Here is a 16,547-nt window from a genome sequence, read left to right on the forward strand (position 1 = left end):
CATGAGCACACCCATTGATCTCACCGCCCTGAAAAACCGTCAGATGACTGCGTGGGCCAGCGGCGACTACGCCGTGATCGGCACCACTTTACAGATCGTCGGCGAACAACTGGCTGAAGCCTGCGACCTGCTCTGCGATGAGCTCGTGCTGGACGTCGCTGCGGGCAACGGTAATGCCACGCTTGCCGCTGCGCGCCGGGGTTGTAAGGTCACGTCCACCGACTATGTGGCCAAGCTGCTTGAGCGTGGCGAAGACCGGGCACGGGCGGAACACCTGAACGTGACCTTTCAGGTGGCCGACGCCGAGGCGCTACCTTTCGAGGACGCCAGTTTCGATGCCGTGCTCTCGACCTTTGGGGTGATGTTTACCCCGGATCAGCCAAAGGCTGCCGCGGAATTGGCGCGGGTGTGCCGCCCGGGAGGCCGGATAGGCCTTGCCAACTGGACGCCTGAAGGCTTCGTCGGGCAGATGTTCAAGGTGCTGGGGCGCCACATGCCGCCACCCGCCGGGGCTCAGCCGCCTTCCAACTGGGGCTCCGAAGCGTGGTTGCACTCACAGTTCGACCAGCGCGACTTTCTGCTCCAGGTCACACGGCGGTTGTTCAACTTCCGCTACCGCTCGGCCGCTCATTTCATCGACACCTTCCGCACCTGGTATGGCCCGGTTCACAAGGCCTTTGCGACCCTGCCGCCTGAAGGGGCCGCCGCCCTGGAAAACGACCTGACGGAACTGCTCAATCGCCTGAACCGAGCGGGGGAGAGGTCGCTGGTGGTGCCAAGCGAATACCTGGAGGTGGTGATCACCCGGCGCTGAGTCGAGAACACAAAATCCCCGTGTGCGCGACCCCTGTGGCGAGGGGGCGCGCCCACAAAGGTATGTGCACAATTTGGTATTCAGCCGTTGCAGTCACTCATCCAGTGACTCGGTGTACACCACCCACACGCTGCATGGCATTTTGTACAGCACATGCTCCACCGTGCTGCCGATCAACCGGCCCATGCCGCGATGGCCGATCCGGCCCATGACGATCACATCCACATCATGGGTCTCGGTGTAGTGGGTCAGTACCTTGGTGGGGTTGCCCATGATCATGTGCCGCTGCTCCGGCGCGATGCCGTTGCGCGCGGCCAGTTCGTTGAAGGCATTCTCCTGGAGGTCGAACAGGGTCTTGACCTGGTCCGAAGAGAAAAGCGCCGAACCGTTGTAGAAGTTGAACTCATCCGCGCTGATGGATGAAAGGTCATAGGCGTAGACCACATTGAGTTCGGCATTGCAGGCGCTCGCCAGTTTTGAGGCTTCGTGAAGGATCCGGTCGTTGAAACTGTTGTATTGATCATCGCGGTGAAACGGGTCGATCGCCGCGACGATCTTGCGCGGCAACGCGCGAGTGGCATGGCTGACGAAATGCAGCGGCACCGGGCATTCACGCAACAAATGCACGTCGAGGGGGGTAAACACCAGCCGCGACAGCCGCGATGGATGATCCAGCGCCTTGATCAGTACGTCCATCGGCTGCTCTTTGAGGTGAATCAGGATCTCCTCCAGCGGATTCTCGACCCAGGCCACCTCGGTGGTGACGTTCACACCTATCTTGCGCAAGGGGTGGGCCTGTTCTTCAAGCCACTGGCGGTGGCGCTCGACATAGCCCAAGCGCATCTGCTCCATGGCCTTTTCGTTGACCAGGCTGGCGGTCGCCAGGCCTTCCAGATAGTCGAAGGCCACGATGTGCAGGGCCGCCCCCTCGGCCTTGGCCAGCATCGCGGCCCGGTCGAAGGCGGGGCTGTGTTCCATCAGCGGTGAGGCGACCAGCATGAAGCGCGGTTGACCAGACATGACAAACCTCCCGTGGGTAAGCGAGCAGACGGTGGTCGTTCGATACATCTCAATCCTTTGATTATTGACCATGATCAGTCTAAGGGGCGTCTGGTCGCTCGAATGGGCCTGCTCGCGATGCGACTTCAAGCGTTTTCCAAAGGTCGCGCATCGTCGGGTTTTGATTGGCGATCGAACAATACGAACGTATCTCCAGCCGGGTCTTCCACTCATCGCCGCCGGCCAGCACCAATTGCCCTCGCTCCAGCTCATCGGTCACGGCGCTCAAGGGCAACCAGGCAACGCCGTAGCCCTCGATCGCCATTCTCATCAGCAACATGGCCATGTCCGCCTCAAAGCAACGATCAAGCACGCAAGCCGTCGGCGCATTCTTGATGACGATATCGGCCACGCGCCCCAAAAAGGTGGTCGCGGTATACGCCAGGTGCGGCACTGGCTTGGCGGCCGTCCCCGGTAGCCGATGCAAGGGTTTGCCGTTCTTGTCCGGCGCGCACAGCGGAACAAACGAATCGTGCCCCAGGGTCAAACTGCCGAACTTCTCGGGGGCGAGCTGGATCGGGGCGAGGGGATGGTGGTAGACGATCATCAAATCGCAGCTACCTTCCTCCAGCGCAATCACCGCATCGTGGATATTCGCCGCCACCACGCGAGCATTGAAGGGCTCATTCTGCTGTTGAAACTGGGTGAGCCACTTAGGCAGAAATGTCATTGAAAGACTGTGCCCGGCGGTGACCTGAATCGAGCGCCCCGGCATTCTTTCTCCTTCGCGAAGAGCCAGTCGCAATTGCAGCAACGCCGACAAAGCCTCGCGCCCCTCTTCACAAAAGCTGCGGCCCGCTTGAGTCAGTTGGACAGGATAGGTGCCGCGATCCACCAGTTCGGCTCCCACCCATTCCTCAAGTGAACGAATGCGCCGAGACAGCGCGGACTGCGTGACGCAACGCACTTCGGCGGCGCGAGAAAAGTTCTTCCATTCGGCAATTGCCAGAAGATCGTCCAACCATTTGGTTTGCATGCTGGCTCCTCATCGCGTCTCTGGCGAAGAGTTTACTGCGGTGCAATGGAGCCATTGAGGGTATTTCGCAAACTATTCCAAAAACGCATCACCCTATGGTGATTACTCATCATCCCGCGCCAATGGCGTCCTTAGAATCGGTGCTGTAGCCCCGCTGCCGCAAAGCATCGGGTCATTCCAGTCTTGTCTTCTGCCAAGTAAAAAAAGCTACAACATCACTTGAGGAAAGCACCGTGAAAAAAAGTAATTTACCCCGCCAGATCGCGATCGGCATCGCGATGGGCGTCATCGTAGGTTGGGCTTGCCATCATTTTTCAGCGGATGAGAAAGCCGCCAAAGAAATCGCCTCTTACTTCTCAATGGTGACGGACATTTTCCTGCGCTTGATCAAGATGATCATCGCACCTTTGGTTTTCGCCACATTGGTCGGCGGTATTGCCAGCATGGGCAATTCCCGATCGGTAGGACGGATCGGGGCGAGGGCGATGGCCTGGTTCGTTTCCGCTTCAGTGATTTCGTTGTTGATCGGCATGTTGCTGGTGAACCTTTTCCAGCCAGGCGCAGGCCTGGATCTTCAGGCGACTCAGGCCGGCGCGGCACCGATAGCGGTAAACACGGGGGACTTCAGCCTCAAGGTGTTCATCAGCCACGTATTCCCTCGCAGCATTGCTGAAGCCATGGCCAACAACGAGATTCTGCAAATTGTAGTGTTCTCGCTGTTCTTCGGTTTCGCGTTGGCAGGTGTCAAGCGCGCCGGCTACACAAAGATCACCGACAACATTGAAGAGCTGGCGAAGGTGATGTTCAAGATCACCGACTATGTCATGGCGCTTGCACCGATCGGTGTCTTTGCCGCCATCGCTTCGGCCATCACCACCCAAGGTCTCGGGTTGCTGGTCGATTACGGAAAACTGATTGCCGAGTTCTACCTGGGCATTGTGATTCTGTGGGGCGTGTTGTTCGCTGCTGGCTACCTGTTTCTGGGGCGTTCGGTATTTACGCTGGGCAAGTTGATCCGAGAACCCGTGCTGTTGGCATTCTCGACGGCCAGCAGTGAGTCCGCCTATCCAAAAACCATGGAGGCGCTGGAGAAGTTCGGCGCACCGAAGCGCGTATCCAGCTTCGTACTTCCACTGGGGTATTCATTCAATCTCGACGGTTCGATGATGTATCAAGCCTTCGCGATCATGTTCATTGCCCAGGCTTACAACGTTGACTTGAGCCTCACACAGCAACTTCTCATCTTGTTGACGCTGATGGTGACCAGCAAGGGCATGGCAGGTGTAGCCCGGGCTTCGGTGGTTGTCGTCGCGGCGACGTTGCCCATGTTCAATCTGCCGGAAGCGGGCATTTTGCTGATCCTCGGCATCGATCAATTCCTCGATATGGCCAGGACTGCCACCAACGTGGTGGGCAATAGCATCGCAACGGCAGTGGTCGCTAAATCGGAGCCTTGCGAGGAGTCGGACGACGTCCCTCAAACCGAGGCATCCCCACATCCTGTTCGCACTGTAGCCACTGCCTGAGAGTTATCACCATGAAAGCTGAATCGAAGCTGTCCCGTGAGTCGTCGTTTGTACGCAAACTGGGGATCGTTGGCGGGCTTGGCTCACTGGCCGGCGGCGATCTGTTCTACAAATTGGTGAAGTCCAGGGCGGTGCTCGAGGATCAAGGCCGCTATCACTTTCTGTTCGAACAGCACCCGTTCAAAGATGTCCTGATGCCATTGGACCGGGGCGCGAGCATGACCTCGAGAAAGTTCTATGTTTTCCAGGTCTGTCAGACCTTCGAGGCCAGCGGGGTCAGCGCGATCGTACTGCCGTGTTTTGCCAGCCACACCTTCCGCGAAGAGATCCAGGAGGAGATAGGCATACCGGTTCTGGACATGATGGCCGCATTGCGCAGGCACATAGATCATGTCGCTGAACCCGGCAGTGCATTGGGCATTCTCGCCTCAGACTATGTTCGCCACTGCGGCATGTTCGAGCGCTATTTCGGCAGCGACTTCAAGCTTGTTTATCCAGGTGCTGACGAACAATCGGGGTTGATGGAAGCGATGTATGGCGTTAACGGCATCAAGGATGGATACCTTGACGGTGTACCGCTGGAATGTGTGTATCAGGCCTGTCTGTCGCTTCAGGAGCAGGGGGCCACGATGGTCTTGCCGGGCATGACCGAGCTTTCGTTGGTCTGCGGCGACCTGCAGCGGCGGGGCATCACGGTGTTGGATATCAATGAGATTTATGCCGGCTTCGCGACCCAGCAGAAAGGTCAGTCGAATCGCCCACCCTTCAAGCTTGGGATCGTAGGCGGGGTGGGGCCTGCGGCAACGGTCGATTTCATGGGCAAGGTGGTTGCGCATACACCGGCCGGCCGTGACCAAGAGCACATCAAGATGGTGGTCGAACAAAACCCCCAGATTCCTGATCGCACCGCCAATTTGCTGAATGACGAAACCGATCCGACGATGGCGATGTATGCCACCTGCAAGCGGCTTGAAAGCGCCGGAGCCAATGCGATTGCGATCCCGTGCAACACCGCCCACGCATTCGTCGAGCGCATCCAGGCACACTTGCGCGTACCCATTGTGAACATGCTTGCCGAGACGGTAGAGGCCATCGTTCAGCAGTACGGCGCCGGGAAAACAGTCGGGCTGCTGGCGACGTCGGGCACGATCAAGAGACAGGTCTACCACGAGGCCGCCCGGCGGGCCGGGCTGCACATAATCGCCCCCGGTGTGGATTACCAGGCATTGGTCATGGATGCGATTTATGGGGCGCTCGGGATCAAGGCCGGGTTCACAGAGGGCCTTTGCAGGGACCAACTCCTGATCGCCGCCGAGCACCTGTGTGAACTGGGCGCCGATGTGCTCATCCTGGGATGTACGGAGTTGCCGCTGGTGCTGCAGCATAGCGAGGCCTTCATGATCAAGGGGCATCAAGTGGCATTGATCGACCCGACGACCATTCTGGCTATGAAGTGTATTCAGCTTGCCCGTGAACATTCGGGCGAGCGATCAAATCTGCATCTTGGCTAAACAACCTTTGCGCCCCGAGCCTCCAGCAACTCCCGTAATACGGAACGGTGGCAGTGTGCTTCGTCTTCGCAGTAACACCCCACGGCCAGTGAGGTTTGATGGGAGAGGGCGGCCAGCAGGTCCAGCAGCTGACTGGGCGCGGGATGGTTCATCTCGGCCTTGAACTTGCGCTTGAAGCTCTCCCAGGCTTTGGCATCTTCTGCCGCCTTGGCTTCGGCCACCAGTTCGGGGCTGGGGGACAGCAGCGGTTGCCACACATCATAGAAGTCGCGGCTGGCGAATTCGGCCTTCGGTACACCACGGGGCGGGCGGCGTACCGTGCCCAGGCGCAGGCCTTCATTCGTGGTGCGGGGTGCGCCGAGTCGCACGATATGGATGGGCATGATTGCAGTGCCTATTTGAGCCGCGAGCCGTCGAACCACTCCAGCGCCGTGCGCCAGATGCAGATCCCCAGGAAGTACGCCGACATCAGCAGCCACAGGCTCATCACCAATGGGTTGATGACCGGATGGTTGAGCACCAGCGACAAGCTGCACAGCAACCAGATGGCCGTCACGGCAATGTTGATCGGCATGAAGCGGCGCACGCGGAACGGGTGCAGGAATTTCATTCGGGTCACGGTCAACAGCGCCAGGCCGATCACGGTGAGCAACGTTATCCACGGCGACGGACCGATGATGTACAGGCACAACGCAACCACGTTCCATGCGGCGGGGAAGCCCTGGAAGTAGTTGTCCTTGCTCTTCATGTTGACGTTGCAGAAGCAGAACAGCGACGACACCAGAATCAGCGACACGGTCAGCAGCAGGGTGTAGTCCGGCAACGGGATGTAACGGTAGATGAATAGCGCCGGAATAAACACATAGGTCAGGTAGTCGATCACCAGATCGAGGATCGAGCCGTCGAAACTCGGCAGCACCGATTGCACGTTGACCTTGCGTGCCAGCGCGCCGTCCAGCCCGTCGACGATCAGCGCCACGCCCAGCCACAGCAGGCAATGGGTGGGCTGGTTCTCCAGCAGGGCGAGGGTCGCGAGGAAGGCAGTGACCACGCCGGTGGCGGTAAAACCATGGGCGCCCCATGCTTTGAGCCTGGCGATGTGTACGGTGGATATCACGGGGGCGTTCTCCAGAAAATGAAGCAAGCCAGTTATCACCCTGCTATTGAGGGCGTCGGCAAACCGGATCGGGTTGCAGGTATCGACCGGATTTTCGAGGATAAGGTTCACCACCCTTGAATCTTAGACGCCGCACAAAAAAATACCCCGGAAATATCCGGGGTACGTCATGAGCGTTGTCTGCCTGTGTTGTCAGCTTAATGAGGAAAGAACACCCGCAGCCGATGGTTATCCGGGTCAAGGGCGACGAAGGTGCGACCGAAGTCGAGCTCTGTCGGCGTTTGCAGCATGGTCAGCCCTAGAGCGCTCCACTTGGCAAACAGTGCATCGACCTGTTCGGCAGACTCCACCGGGAACGCCAGCTCGGTTCCGCCGCCCGTTACAGTCGTTGCAGGTTCGGCGGTATGCCGCGACCAGAGCCCCAGTTTATAGCCGTCGTCCAGGACAAACAGGGCGAAGGTCGGCGACTCTTCCACGGGCTTGCGCTCCAGCAGAAACTCATAAAACCGTGCACTGACGGCGGGGTTGTCCACGAAAAGCAAAATGAAACGGGGAGTGATCATGGGGTTGCTCCATTAGAAGGTGGACGCAGCATAAAAGGAGGCGCTGTCAGTTTCTGTCAGCAGTGTGAAGGGGCACCTTTTGACGTCAGCCAGACGGAGTTGGCGGAATGTCCGGCGAGGACTATCGTTGCCTGACTGAGTTTCTGCCCATCAATGAGGACGTCGTCATGAACACCAGCGATTTGCTTGAGCAATTACTGCGAGCCGGCCAGGGCTCGTTGTCGCAACAAGGTGGTGGTGCGACGTCGACTCAAGGCGGCTTGGGCGGCTTGGGCGATTTGGGTGGCTTGCTCGGTGGCCTGTTGGGTGGCAGCGCGGGTGGCGGTGCTGGGGGCGGAGGTTTGGGAGGTTTGCTCGGTGGTCTGTTGGGCGGCGGTTCCCCTTTGGGCGGTTCAAGCCAGATGCGCTCGGGCGGCACCAACTATGCGGCGTTGGCTTCTTTGGGGATGATGGCGTTCCAGGCCTATCAGGCATGGCAACGCAACCAGGCCTCGGCACCACAACAGGCGCCGCGTACCGTTGATCTGTTATCCGGTCCGGAAATCGAAGACCACAGTCACGCCATCCTTCGCGCCTTGATCGCCGCCGCCAAGGCCGACGGCCGTATCGACGACGCCGAGAAACAAATGATCAGCACCGAAATCGGCCGCCATACCGACGACCCGCAATTGCAACAATGGCTCGATGACGAAGTCGCTCGGCCGCTGGACGCCGCCGATGTGGCGCAGTCCGCCCAGGATCCGGGCATGGCCGCCGAGATGTACCTGGCCAGCGTGATGCTGGTGGACGATCAGCAGGACGCCGAGCGCAATTATCTGGATGAACTGGCTGCTGCGCTGAAGATCGATCCAGAGCTGCAACTGCACCTGGAGCAACAGGCCAAGGGCGGTGCGGCTTAAAAGGTCGAAAACGTGCCGTGCCTGCAACGACGCGACGAACGACGGGGCGGCCCCTCCTGCATGAAATACGTATTCCTGCAGGAGCTGCCGCAGGGCTGCGATCTTTTCGCGGCCATAACGCCTAATCGGTAACCTTCAAACCCAATGCTGCAAAACACTCTTCGATCGATCGCCGCTGCGTCTCGGCATACAAGCCCAACTCATCAATCGTCGACCGCCCCAACGCCTTTTCGAACGCCTGTTGGTTCGAATGCACACCATAGTGGGTTTGCGCCGCGTCCCCCAGGTTCGACTGAAAAATCCCCGCCGCACTGACCGGCAGGAAATCTTCGTACACCAGCGGTTCTACCCGCACATACCCGTCGTGGAGCAAATCTTCCAGCGACGCGCCGTTCAGATCATCCGCCGCCAGGCCTTTTTCCGTCACGAAGTAGCGAAAGTACGCCAGTTCCTGTTGGCGCATGTCCTCAACGGTGTCAGGGAATTCGCCAAAGTGCTGGGTCATTAGCGCGTTGTAGCGTGCGGCATTGGCTTCGTTGGGGAATTCCTTGAGTTCATCCCGGGCAGCATTGAGCAAGCGGTCGTAAAGCGCCCGACCCTTGGGCGTGAGCGCTGCGCCGCGTTGTTCTATTTCACCGAAGCGGGCGCTGTGGCTGCCACGCATCTCGGCTTGATCGGTAAAAGCAATCGGCTCGTCCAGCGCCTTGAAGCTGGTTTGACGCAGCAGAATCGGGCATTGGCGGCGGGGTGGGCCTTCGATCACCGCTTTGGGGGTAATGCCGTGGGCGGGCATTTGTGCCTGGACGATGTCGATGTCCAGGGTGCGCGGCGTCAGGTGGTTAATGTGCGGGCCTTTGAACGCCACCACGTCGGCGATCAGTCGATGCTGGGCGCTGAGTTGTTGGTACTGTTCGGCGGTGACGGTGGCGCTGTGGTGCCAGCGGAAGGTTTCCAGGGCTTGGGCGACGAAGTCCTGCGCCTCGTATTCGGTCAAGCCGCCCTGGGTTTCGGCGCGTTCGATGAGCGTCAGCGCTGCCGGGGTGAAGATTGAACGCTGGTCCAGTACCGACTGGGCAAAGGCCCGCAGTTCGGTGTCTTCGATCAGTTCCAGGCGCAGCAGCGAGGTGAACACCCGGAAGGGGCTGACCTGCAACGCCGCCTCATGCACGGCACGGAATGCAGTGGAATGCACCGGCACGCCGGCCGGGGTCAGGTCGTAATAGCCCACCGGTTGCATGCCCATCACCGCGAACAGGCGGGCGAGGGTCGCCAGTTCAGTGGCGGTGCCGACGCGGATTGCACCGTGGCGCTCCAGGTCCAGCCGCTGGATTTCCCCGGTGCTGTGCAGCTGTCGGGCGATTTGCGGGTCGCTGTCCAGCACGCGGCGGTTGGTCTGTTCCACCAGTTCCATCAGCGCGCCGTACAGCGGCACTTCTTCGCGGTACATGTCGGACATCGCTTTGGAGAAGCGTTGGCGGATCAGGTCAGGGCTGACGAAATTCGGGTGGCTCATGAAAAAAATTCCTGGCGCAGTGACGTAACGGATGCTGGAAAAGATCGCAGCCTTCGGCGGCGCCGACAAACGAAGTTTCTGACGAACTTCATTCTGCCAAGGACTGTTCTTGCCACTCAGGCTGCTCGGTCAACGCAGCACTTGGTCCACCAATTCGATCCAGTGCCTGACTGGGGTGCGCCCGGCGCTGTTGAGGTGGCTCTGGCAGCCGATGTTGGCGGTGGCGATGACTTCTGGGTGGCCGCTTTCCAGGGCGTTGAGTTTGTTGTCGCGCAGTTGCCGGGCCAGCTCCGGCTGGGTGATCGAATAAGTGCCGGCTGAGCCGCAGCACAAATGACTGTCGGGCACAGCTGTGAGATTGAAGCCCAACCGCGTCAGCACGGCCTCGACCGCGCCGCCGAGTTTCTGTGCGTGCTGCAAGGTGCAGGGGCAGTGAAAGGCGATCCGTCGGTCGGTGGCGGCGCAGACTCGCTCCAACGGCTCATCGGCCAGCACTTGCACCAGGTCCAGCGCCAGTTCGCTGACCCGCCGGGCCTTCGCCGCATAAACCGGGTCGCGCTCCAGCAGATGCCCGTAATCCTTGATGAATGCGCCGCAGCCGCTGGCGGTTTGCACGATGGCTTCGGCGCCGCTTTCCAGGTGCGGCCACCAAGCGTCGATGTTGCGTCGGGCGCGGTCCAGGCCCGCAGCTTGGGCGTCGAGGTGATAGTCCAGCGCGCCGCAGCAGCCGGCTTCCGGCACCGCAATCACGCTGATTCCCAGCCGATCCAGCACCCGCGCCGTCGCGGCGTTGGTGTTCGGTGACAGACCGGGTTGTACGCAGCCTTCGAGCATCAACACCCGGCGTGCATGCCGAGGGACAGGGCGTTCGCCCGGAGCAGGGAGGTCGCGGGGTAACTTCGCCTCAACACCCCGTGGCAGCAACGGCCGGAAAGTGGCGCCGATCTGCAGCAGGGTCTTGAACAGGTTCGGGTTCGGCGCCAATGCCCGCAGGCCCTGACGCAACAGTCGTTGACTGGCCGGGCGTGGCACCGCTTGATCGATTACGGCGCGGCCAATGTCCAGCAGGTTGTGATAATCCACCCCGGACGGGCAGGTGGTTTCGCAGTTGCGGCAGGTCAGGCAGCGGTCCAGGTGCAATTGTGCCTGTGCCGTGGCGGGGGCGCCTTCGAGCACTTGCTTGATCAGGTAGATGCGCCCGCGTGGCCCGTCCAGTTCGTCGCCGAGCAGTTGATAGGTCGGGCATGTAGCGTTGCAAAATCCGCAGTGCACGCAGGTGCGCAGGATCTTGTCCGCTTCTTCGGCGCGGGGCAGTTGTCGGGCCTCTTCGCTGAGATTGGTTTGCATCTTACAGCTCCGCGTACATCCGACCGGGGTTGAACAACCCTTGCGGGTCCAGTTGCGCCTTGAGTTGCCGGTGATAGCGCAGCAGCGCCGGGGCCAGGGGCTGGAAAGGCATTTCTGTGACGCCATGGCTGAAACAGGTGGCATGGCCGCCGTGCTGCTGAGCCAGTGATTGAATGTTATCGGCTGCTGATTTCAACCAGCGTTGCGCGCCACCCCAGTCGATCAACTGCTCGCCGGGCAAGTCCAGTGGCCCGAGGTTGTTGGGCAATGACAAGCGCCACAGCGGCAGGCCTTCATTGAAAAAGTCTAGTCGTTGTTCGTTCAGGTCGGACCAATAAGCGGAGTCCATCGGTTCGCCGCCGAGCCGTTGATGGGCCGCCGTGACCGAGCCTTCGCCGCCTTCCAGACGCAGGTACAAACGCTGGCCGTCGTGGCTGGCGGCGCTGATGGGCAGCGGTTGCTGGCCCCATTGCGCCAGATTGGCCAAGGCGCGGGCGCAGTCGATGTCCAGGCTGATGCTCAGGCATTGCCGGGGTTTGGGCAGCACCTTGAGCGAGACTTCAGTCAGCACGCCGAGGCAACCGTAACTGCCGACCATCAGGCGCGACAGGTCATAACCGGCGACGTTTTTCATCACTTCGCCGCCAAAGCGCAGGTGAGTGCCCAGGCCGCTGATCACCCGCGTACCGAGGACAAAGTCCCGCACTGAGCCGGCCCATGGGCGCCGCGGCCCGGACAGCCCCGCGGCGATCATCCCGCCGACCGTGGCGCCTTCGCCGAACGACGGCGGCTCGCAGGGCAACATTTGCCCCGCGGCATCCAGCGCGGCAAACAGTTCGCTCAGCGGTGTGCCGGCGCGAACGCTGATCACCAGTTCCGTCGGGTCATAGCTGACGATGCCGCAGTGGGCGCGGGTGTCGAGCACTTCGCCGGCCACTTCACGGCCGAGAAACGCCTTGGTGTTACCTCCCTGAATACGCAGCGGTGTGGCGTTTTCCAGCGCCTGCCTGACCTGATCGAGCAGGGCTTCACTGGCATCGAAATCCGCCATCAGAAACGCTCCAGCTCAGGGAACGGCAGCTGCCCGGCATGGATGTGCATCGCGCCGAATTCCGCGCAGCGGTGCAGGGTCGGGATGTTCTTGCCGGGGTTGAGCAGCCCCTGCGGGTCAAACGCGGCTTTCACCGCGTGAAACAAGGTCAACTCGTCACTGTTGAACTGCGCGCACATTTGATTGATTTTCTCCCGGCCCACGCCGTGCTCGCCGGTGATGCTGCCGCCGACTTTCACGCACAGTTCGAGGATCTTGCCGCCGAAGGCTTCGGCCCGTTCCAGTTCGCCGGGCTGGTTGGCGTCGAACAGGATCAGCGGGTGCATGTTGCCGTCGCCGGCGTGAAACACGTTGGCCACCCGCAAGCCATATTCTTGCGCCAGACTGGCGATGCCCTTGAGCACGCCGGGCAGTTCGCGGCGGGGGATGGTGCCGTCCATGCAGTAGTAATCAGGCGAAAGTCGGCCGATGGCCGGGAAGGCGTTTTTGCGCCCGGCCCAGAACCGCACGCGCTCGGCCTCGTCCCGCGCCTGGCGCACCTCGCTGGCGCCGGCCTGTTGCAGCACCTCGCGGACTCGCTCGCAGTCGTCATGGACATCGGCTTCGACGCCGTCCAGTTCGCACAGCAGGATCGCTTCGGCGTCCACCGGGTAACCGGCGTGGATGAAGTCTTCAGCGGCGCGGATCGCCAGGTTGTCCATCATTTCCAGGCCGCCGGGTATGATCCCGGCCGCGATGATCTCGGCCACCGCGCGACCGGCCTTTTCCACGGAATCGAAACTGGCCAGCAGGACTTTGGCGACCTGGGGTTTGGGTAGCAGTTTGACCGTGACTTCGGTGATGATCCCCAGCAAGCCTTCGGAGCCGGTGAACAGCGCCAGCAGGTCAAACCCCGGTGCGTCCAGCGAGTCGGCGCCGAGGGTCAGGTGTTCGCCTTCAAGGGTCAGGATTTCGAGTTTCAGCAGGTTGTGCACGGTCAGGCCGTACTTGAGGCAATGCACGCCACCGGCGTTTTCCGCGACGTTGCCGCCGATGGAACAGGCGATTTGCGAGGACGGGTCCGGTGCGTAATACAAACCGAAGGGCGCCGCTGCCTGGGAAATCGCCAGGTTGCGCACCCCTGGCTGGACCCGTGCGGTGCGGGCGGCGGGGTCGATGTGCAAGATGTTGTTGAATCGCACCATCACCAGCAACACGCCTTTGTCCAGCGGCAGCGCACCGCCGGACAACCCGGTGCCGGCCCCACGTGCCACCACCGGCACATTCCGGGCATGGCAGAGCTTGAGCAGTGCCTGCACCTGTTCAAGATGTCGGGGCAGGGCCACCAGCATCGGCGTGGTGCGATAGGCCGAGAGACCGTCGCATTCGTAGGGCTTGAGTTCTTCCTCGCGCCAGAGGATGTCCAGGTCCGGCACCTCCTGTTGCAAGGCCTTGAGCAACACGGCCTTGTCGACATTGGGCAGGGCGCCGTCGATGCGTTCGTCGTAAAGAATGTTCATCAATCGCGCCTCGTATGAATCGCCGAGCATCTCCCCCCAATTATCCGCCAACCCTCCGTAGCAGCTGCCGAGCCTGCGAGGCTGCGTTCGGCTGCGTAGCAGTCGTAAATCCGGCTGACGCGGTTTGCCTGATGCACTGCAAGCTCTGGTTTGACGACTGCTACGCAGCCGAACGCAGCCTCGCCAGGGCTCGACAGCTGCTACGAGGCGGTGGGGGTCATGTGATGCGCCCGCAAAAACTCCCGGTACAAGCGTGCGGTTTTGGTCGGCTGCTCAACCATCGGCATGTGGCCGACTCCGTCCCAGATTTCCACCCGCAGATCGGCGATGCCCTTGCTCCAGACGGGCACGCTGCTAACGTCGATCAAGCGGTCCTTGCGCCCCCAAAGCAGCAGCGCCGGGCATTTGATATCGGGCAGTTTTGGCTCCATCGGCGGGCTGGCCCGGAAGTCCCTGAAGATTTCTTCCAGCTCATCGCGCTGCTGTTCATAGCGCTGGGCGACAGCGTCCAGCACGATCCCCGGTACCCATGGCGGCGAAGCCATGGTCATGGCGTAGAAATGCTGAAACTCTTCACGGGAATGAATCAGGAACGGGTTATGGCCGCGAGCCAGGTGGCGCTCCATGTCGCTGGGTTCCGGGGCAGTGACGCCGGCCGGATCGAGCAGCGCCAGTGAAACGATACGCTCGGGGTAATTGACCGCCAGCCATGCCGCGATGTAGCCGCCCATGGAATTGCCGATCACATGCACCTTCTCGACCCCGCAGACATCGAGCAACTGGATCAACCGCTTGGCCTGGACCGGAATGTCATAACCGCCACCGGCCTTGAAGCCAGTTTCGCCATGGCCGGCGAGGTCGGGGATGATCACCCGGTAGTCGTTGACGAAATGCCGGGCGAAGCGCAGCCAGATATTCTTGTCGGCGCTGTAGCCGTGCAGCATCAGTATGTTGCTGGAGGCTTCGTAGGGGCCGCCTTGCCAGGTCGAGACGGTCATTTCGGTGATCGGCACGATAAGCTTGTGCAACCGATACAGCCGGGCCTCCAGCGCCATGTTCAAGTCATAGAGCCAGTAACCGATGGCCGGGTAGCTCAACCAGCTCCAGGCCGCGAAAACGGCGATAGCGACAACCAACAAAAGCATCGGGCTATTCCTTTTGCAGTGATCAGGACGGAGGGTGGTTGGCGGAGCCTCTGCAGCGGCCTCCTGTTTATCGTGGTTTATCGATCCCTTACTTCATGTATAGACAAACATTGGGCACTCGCCTCATCGCGATGCCACACTATTGGAGCTACCAGCTGTCAGACCGTCATCCGGTGATGGCTATTCGCCGTTCCCCTGATAGACTTCAATCACTTTCACCCATGTGATGTCAGGCTCGGTTCAGTAGTACAGAGGCCTCTATGGAAAAAAAGGGAGGAAAGGGACTTTCATTGGCCAGGAGGCTTTATGGGTCGCGCATCCTGGGTCTGGCCCTTGGACTATTGTGTGTCGGTGCAGGGATGTATCCACTCGACCCCGCGCCCTGGGTCTGGGTGGTGATGCTGTTCAACGGCGTCATCTGGCCGCATGTGGCCTATCAATGGGCGCGTCGGGCGAAAATTCCTTATCACGCTGAACACCGCAACATTCTGGTGGACGCGTTTCTTGGCGGTTTCTGGGTTGCCGCCATGCAGTTCAATCCGCTGCCCAGCGCAGCTACGCTGTCGATGATGGCGATGCACAACGTGGCCATCGGTGGCTTGCGTTTTCTGTTGGTGGGCGCCGTTGTGCAGGTGCTCGGGATCGGCCTCGGGCTGCTGGTGTTCATGCCGGCTTTTGTCCCGCAAACCAGTCCATTTCAGCTATACGCCTGTTTACCTTTACTGTCGATTTATCCGATGTCCCTGGGCTGGATCTGCTTCCGTCAGGCCCACACTCTCGGCCGACACAAGCGCGAGTTGCTAGCCCTGAGCCGCACCGACAGCCTGACTGGCCTGCTGAATCACGGCGCCTGGAAAGACCAGCTGGAAATCGAGTTTCAGCGTTGCCGGCGCCAGCAGAAGGGCGGGGCGATTGCGTTGATCGACATCGATCATTTCAAGACCATCAACGACACCTACGGCCATGTCGCCGGGGACATCGTCTTGCGTCAGTTGAGCAAAATCCTCAAGCAGAACCTGCGGGCTGCCGATGTCGCCGGCCGCTATGGTGGCGACGAATTCTGCGTGCTGCTGCCGGACCTGCCGCTGGAGCGCGCCGCCGTGGCGATGGATGCGCTGCGTGCTCGTTTCGCCACGTTGGGTTACGAGCAGAACCCGGCGCTGAAGGTCAGCTTGAGCATCGGCCTGGCGGCCTTCAACCCGGCCCACGACGAAGCGACCCTGTGGCTCAACGACGCCGACCAGGCGCTCTACGAAGCCAAGAGCACCGGCCGTAACCGCGTCATTTGCCATGGCGACGGCAAGCCGCGTAAAGAGTTGCTTGATTCTGTGTAACCCAATATGCACACATCACCCGTGGGAGCGGACCTGTGGCGAGGGGGCTTGCCCCCGTTCGGCTGCGAAGCAGTCGTAAAACCGGTCACCGCTTTCTAATTCAAGATCGCGGTGACTGGTTTCAGGGGCGCTTCGCTCCCCAACGGGGGCAAGCCCCCTCGCCACAGGTCCGCTCCCACAGGGAATGTGTGGT

Annotated in this window: 15 protein-coding genes; 5 read left to right on the top strand and 10 right to left on the bottom strand. The window is 60.7% G+C overall.

Annotation, left to right across the window (positions count from 1 at the left end):
- Nucleotide 1 precedes the first annotated feature (1 nt).
- Complete coding sequence (locus LOY36_RS10605) at nt 2-814, top strand: class I SAM-dependent methyltransferase (RefSeq protein WP_019649300.1); 813 nt, start codon at nt 2-4, stop codon at nt 812-814.
- A gap of 93 nt (nt 815-907) precedes the next feature.
- Here LOY36_RS10605 and LOY36_RS10610 read toward each other — a convergent pair whose 3' ends face one another.
- Complete coding sequence (locus tag LOY36_RS10610) at nt 908-1,834, bottom strand: universal stress protein (RefSeq protein WP_019649299.1); 927 nt, start codon at nt 1,832-1,834, stop codon at nt 908-910.
- A gap of 79 nt (nt 1,835-1,913) precedes the next feature.
- On the bottom strand, nt 1,914-2,849 hold the full coding sequence (locus tag LOY36_RS10615) for a LysR substrate-binding domain-containing protein (RefSeq protein WP_258673354.1): 936 nt from the start codon (nt 2,847-2,849) through the stop codon (nt 1,914-1,916).
- Nucleotides 2,850-3,082: 233 nt separating this feature from the next.
- Here LOY36_RS10615 and LOY36_RS10620 point away from each other — a divergent pair, with 233 nt between their 5' ends.
- Both LOY36_RS10620 and LOY36_RS10625 read left to right on the top strand, forming a co-directional pair.
- Nucleotides 3,083-4,375, top strand: coding sequence for a dicarboxylate/amino acid:cation symporter (locus LOY36_RS10620; protein ID WP_019649297.1), 1,293 nt, complete (start codon nt 3,083-3,085; stop codon nt 4,373-4,375).
- 11 nt (nt 4,376-4,386) lie between these two features.
- Nucleotides 4,387-5,886, top strand: coding sequence for an amino acid racemase (locus LOY36_RS10625; protein ID WP_258673357.1), 1,500 nt, complete (start codon nt 4,387-4,389; stop codon nt 5,884-5,886).
- On the opposite strand, the gene LOY36_RS10630 is transcribed toward LOY36_RS10625, so the two are convergent.
- From LOY36_RS10630 to LOY36_RS10640, 3 genes are all read right to left on the bottom strand, one after another.
- Nucleotides 5,883-6,269, bottom strand: a complete 387-nt coding sequence (locus tag LOY36_RS10630; protein ID WP_258673359.1) for a DUF488 domain-containing protein — start codon at nt 6,267-6,269, stop codon at nt 5,883-5,885. The two genes, LOY36_RS10625 and LOY36_RS10630, sit on opposite strands and share 4 nt — an antisense overlap.
- Before the next feature lie 11 nt (nt 6,270-6,280).
- Nucleotides 6,281-7,003: a phosphatidylcholine synthase gene (gene pcsA / locus LOY36_RS10635; protein ID WP_026345825.1), complete on the bottom strand. Its 723-nt coding sequence runs from the start codon at nt 7,001-7,003 to the stop codon at nt 6,281-6,283.
- Between the two features lie 197 nt (nt 7,004-7,200).
- Nucleotides 7,201-7,566 carry a VOC family protein gene (locus LOY36_RS10640; RefSeq protein ID WP_064617017.1) on the bottom strand — a complete coding sequence of 122 codons (366 nt, stop codon included), beginning with the start codon at nt 7,564-7,566 and terminating at the stop codon, nt 7,201-7,203.
- A 107-nt stretch (nt 7,567-7,673) separates the two neighbouring features.
- On the opposite strand from LOY36_RS10640, the gene LOY36_RS10645 reads away from it, so the two are divergent.
- The gene (locus LOY36_RS10645) at nt 7,674-8,465 is read left to right on the top strand and encodes a tellurite resistance TerB family protein (RefSeq protein WP_258673361.1); all 792 of its coding nucleotides are present in this window, start codon (nt 7,674-7,676) and stop codon (nt 8,463-8,465) included.
- 121 nt (nt 8,466-8,586) lie between these two features.
- On the opposite strand, the gene LOY36_RS10650 is transcribed toward LOY36_RS10645, so the two are convergent.
- The 5 genes from LOY36_RS10650 to LOY36_RS10670 all read right to left on the bottom strand — a co-directional run bounded on the left by LOY36_RS10650 (nt 8,587) and on the right by LOY36_RS10670 (nt 15,020).
- On the bottom strand, nt 8,587-9,978 hold the full coding sequence (locus LOY36_RS10650) for a VOC family protein (RefSeq protein WP_258673364.1): 1,392 nt from the start codon (nt 9,976-9,978) through the stop codon (nt 8,587-8,589).
- A 129-nt stretch (nt 9,979-10,107) separates the two neighbouring features.
- Nucleotides 10,108-11,325 carry a glycolate oxidase subunit GlcF gene (gene glcF / locus LOY36_RS10655; RefSeq protein WP_258673366.1) on the bottom strand — a complete coding sequence of 406 codons (1,218 nt, stop codon included), beginning with the start codon at nt 11,323-11,325 and terminating at the stop codon, nt 10,108-10,110.
- A gap of 1 nt (nt 11,326) precedes the next feature.
- On the bottom strand, nt 11,327-12,376 hold the full coding sequence (gene glcE, locus LOY36_RS10660) for a glycolate oxidase subunit GlcE (RefSeq protein WP_258673368.1): 1,050 nt from the start codon (nt 12,374-12,376) through the stop codon (nt 11,327-11,329).
- On the bottom strand, nt 12,376-13,875 hold the full coding sequence (gene glcD, locus LOY36_RS10665) for a glycolate oxidase subunit GlcD (protein ID WP_258673370.1): 1,500 nt from the start codon (nt 13,873-13,875) through the stop codon (nt 12,376-12,378). The genes glcE and glcD overlap by 1 nt, the downstream gene beginning before the upstream one ends.
- 200 nt (nt 13,876-14,075) lie before the next feature.
- Nucleotides 14,076-15,020 carry an alpha/beta fold hydrolase gene (locus LOY36_RS10670; protein ID WP_018928038.1) on the bottom strand — a complete coding sequence of 315 codons (945 nt, stop codon included), beginning with the start codon at nt 15,018-15,020 and terminating at the stop codon, nt 14,076-14,078.
- Between the two features lie 260 nt (nt 15,021-15,280).
- Here LOY36_RS10670 and LOY36_RS10675 point away from each other — a divergent pair, with 260 nt between their 5' ends.
- The gene (locus tag LOY36_RS10675) at nt 15,281-16,354 is read left to right on the top strand and encodes a diguanylate cyclase (RefSeq protein ID WP_258673373.1); all 1,074 of its coding nucleotides are present in this window, start codon (nt 15,281-15,283) and stop codon (nt 16,352-16,354) included.
- Nucleotides 16,355-16,547: the final 193 nt, after the last annotated feature.

The sequence above is a fragment of the Pseudomonas sp. B21-019 genome (assembly GCF_024749225.1).
Classification (GTDB): Bacteria; Pseudomonadota; Gammaproteobacteria; order Pseudomonadales; family Pseudomonadaceae; genus Aquipseudomonas.